This window comes from Guyparkeria sp., assembly GCF_041687595.1.
Taxonomy (GTDB): Bacteria; Pseudomonadota; Gammaproteobacteria; order Halothiobacillales; family Halothiobacillaceae; genus Guyparkeria.
Map to the genome: position 1 here is coordinate 3,130 of NZ_JAWLBP010000071.1, position 2,675 is coordinate 5,804.

The following is a 2,675-nucleotide window of genomic DNA, read 5'->3' on the forward strand; positions in this document are numbered from 1 at the left end:
ACAGGGATTCAGCCGCCTCCAGCGAGGCACCCGGCGAATCGAGCGAGCCCGAGCAGCCACCGGGATTCTCGGCCGGCTACCTGGACAACCCGCCACCGAGCTATCCCCGGGCATCCATGCGCCTCCGGCAGGAAGGCGAAGTCCGCCTGAAGGTCACGGTGGATGCGGAAGGTCGACCCACCGACTGGTCGGTGGAGACGTCCAGCGGCCATGAACGCCTCGACCGGGCGGCCATGCAGGCCGTGGAGAAATGGCGCTTCGAGCCGGCCACCCGCGGCGGGAAACCGGTGGCCGGCACGGTCATCGTGCCGATGGAATTCGCGCTGAAGTAAGGCACAGGCATCCGCGGAAGCATCCGCTCACAGGAATCGCAATGGGAATGGTTTGCATTTGTGCCTGCAAGTAATTACGCTCCCCGGCAACCAACAGCGACAAGGCCGACTTCATGAACATCCTGACCGTCTTCGAACACGGTGACGCCGTCCTGATCACGGTATTCGCCATCCTGGCGCTGATGTCGATCGCCACCTGGGCGACGGCCGCGACCCGGCTGCTCGCGCACTTCGACCGCCGGCGGCGCAGCCGCGAGAGCCTGCAGCGCATCGCCGCCAGCCGGCGGGCCGCGGAACTCGACGAAGCCTTCGCCGAGCGCGACGATCCGCCTGCCGTCATCGCCCGCGCCGGGCTGGCCGCCGCACGCGGCTTTCGCGGTCAGATCGGCACCAGCCCCGAGGACAATCCGCAACTGGACGCCGCGTTGATCCGCGGCATCCGCCAGGAGCTCGATCGCCAGGAAACCCGGGTCCAGGCCGGCCAGCTGCTGTTCGCCACCGTGGGTGCGCTGGCCCCGTTCATCGGCCTGTTCGGCACCGTCTGGGGCATCCACGGCGCGCTGCTGGACCTGGCCGGCGTGGAGAACGTCTCCATGGAACGTGTCGCCGGACCACTGGGCGAGGCCTTGGTGGCGACGGCCGCGGGGCTGGGCGCGGCGATCCCGGCGGTGCTGTTCTTCAACCTGTTCAACCGCAGCCATCGCCTCTATCGCCAGACCCTCGAGGCCGCCGCCCACGACGTGCACGCCCTGTTGATGCACGACCCGCAACTGGGCCCGTGGGCACGCGCCGAGGATCGTCGGCCGACCGACATCGAAACCCTGCGCCCGCAGGAGGCCTGAAGATGTCGTTCGGACGACTCGGTGATCACGACGAACCCATGGCGGAGATAAACGTCATCCCGCTGGTGGACGTGATGCTGGTACTGCTGGTGGTGTTCATCGTCACCGCGCCGGTCATCACCCACTCGGTGACGCTCGATCTGCCCAAGGCGAGCAGCGAGCCCCGGGAGCAGGACCCCGAGAGCGTGACGCTCTCGCTGGACGCCGGCGGACAGCTCTATCTCGACGACGAGGCCGTCTCCCGCGACCAGCTGGAAACCGCGCTCACCCAGGCCCGCCGCGACAACGCCGAGATCGTCGTCTACCTGCGGGCCGACGAATCCGTGCCCTACCGCCGGGTCGCACGCGCCATGGCCACGGTCCGGAATGCCGGCGTGGAGCGGCTCGGCTTCGTATCCGACCCGGAGAACTGACCCGATGGACAAGGACACACGCACCCCGCCCCCGGCGAATATTCCACGCATCGAGAGCCACCGCCTGCTCGGGGCCGGCGGCCAGCTGTGGATCCAGCACGCGGGCCAGTGGTACCTGTTGCGCACCACGGCCGCCAACAAGCTGATTCTCACGAAGTAACCAGGAAAAAACCCCGCAAGCCAGCCAGACCGAGGCCCCACCGGGTCACCAGGTCAAGCCAGCCAGCACTGCCAATCGGCCGGTTCCTACCGGCATCACAACGACACGACAGGAGAGCTGACATGACCTTCCGACCCACTCACCGTGGGGCGCTGGCCGCTGCCATCGCCACCGCACTGAGCGCCCCCGCCTTCGCCCAGGAAACCGCCGACGCCGTACCGGTCACCGCCAGCCCGGTGCTCGACCGCATCTCGATCGTCGGCGGCTCTGAGGCGATCCGTGACGTCGCCGGCTCGGCGCACGTGCTTGATCATGAAACGCTGGAGACCATCCCCGGCAACGACCCGATGAAGGTGCTGCGCCAGGTGCCCGGCGTCTACGTCACCGAGGAGGAAGGCCACGGCCTGTTCCCGAACATCTCCATCCGCGGCGCGAACCAGGATCGCAACAGCCGGATCACGGTGATGGAGGACGGCGTGATGATCGCCCCTGCCCCCTACGCCGCGCCGGCCGCCTACTACTTCCCCAATATCGCCCGCATGGACTCGGTCGAGGTGCGCAAGGGCTCCTCGTCGATCGAGTACGGCCCCTACACCATCGGCGGTGCACTCAACATGACCTCCACCCCGATCCCGGGCGAGGCCAAGGGGCGCGTGCGGGTCTCCGCCGGCGAGCGCGACGGCAAGCGCCTGCACGCCTGGTACGGCGACAGCGAGGAGACCTTCGGCTACCTGCTCGAGACCTACCAGGACCGCGCGGACGGTTTCCGTGACCTGGACACCCCGCAGCGCGGCACGGACCAGCCGGGCTACGAGGTCCAGAACTACCTGGGCAAGTTCCGCCTCAACACCCCGGCCAGCGCCGAGCGCTACCAGGAACTGGAACTCAAGCTCGCCCGCGACGAGAAGACCATCGACGAGACCTACCT

At 68.1% G+C, this 2,675-nt stretch carries 5 protein-coding genes; all 5 read left to right on the top strand.

The genetic code is table 11. The annotated features are described in order from the left end of the window. The coding region (locus ACESL5_RS09215; RefSeq protein WP_372592485.1) for an energy transducer TonB at positions 1–332 on the top strand (332 nt) is incomplete at its 5' end. Between the two features lie 113 nt (positions 333–445). Continuing rightward, complete coding sequence (locus tag ACESL5_RS09220; RefSeq protein ID WP_372592486.1) at positions 446–1,174, top strand: MotA/TolQ/ExbB proton channel family protein; 729 nt, start codon at positions 446–448, stop codon at positions 1,172–1,174. A 2-nt stretch (positions 1,175–1,176) separates the two neighbouring features. Further along, positions 1,177–1,587 carry an ExbD/TolR family protein gene (locus tag ACESL5_RS09225; RefSeq protein ID WP_372592487.1) on the top strand — a complete coding sequence of 137 codons (411 nt, stop codon included), beginning with the start codon at positions 1,177–1,179 and terminating at the stop codon, positions 1,585–1,587. Positions 1,588–1,591: 4 nt separating this feature from the next. Then, the gene (gene hemP / locus ACESL5_RS09230) at positions 1,592–1,747 is read left to right on the top strand and encodes a hemin uptake protein HemP (RefSeq protein WP_372592488.1); all 156 of its coding nucleotides are present in this window, start codon (positions 1,592–1,594) and stop codon (positions 1,745–1,747) included. A 122-nt stretch (positions 1,748–1,869) separates the two neighbouring features. After that, a partial coding sequence (locus ACESL5_RS09235; protein WP_372592489.1) for a TonB-dependent receptor plug domain-containing protein occupies positions 1,870–2,675 on the top strand: 806 nt, incomplete at its 3' end.

Bases quoted from the DNA above. Each gene is read 5' to 3' on its own strand.
- ACESL5_RS09220 (WP_372592486.1), top strand. From the start codon at position 446: ATGAACATCCTGACCGTCTTCGAACACGGTGACGCCGTCCTGATCACG.
- ACESL5_RS09225 (WP_372592487.1), top strand. From the start codon at position 1,177: ATGTCGTTCGGACGACTCGGTGATCACGACGAACCCATGGCGGAGATA.
- hemP (WP_372592488.1), top strand. From the start codon at position 1,592: ATGGACAAGGACACACGCACCCCGCCCCCGGCGAATATTCCACGCATC.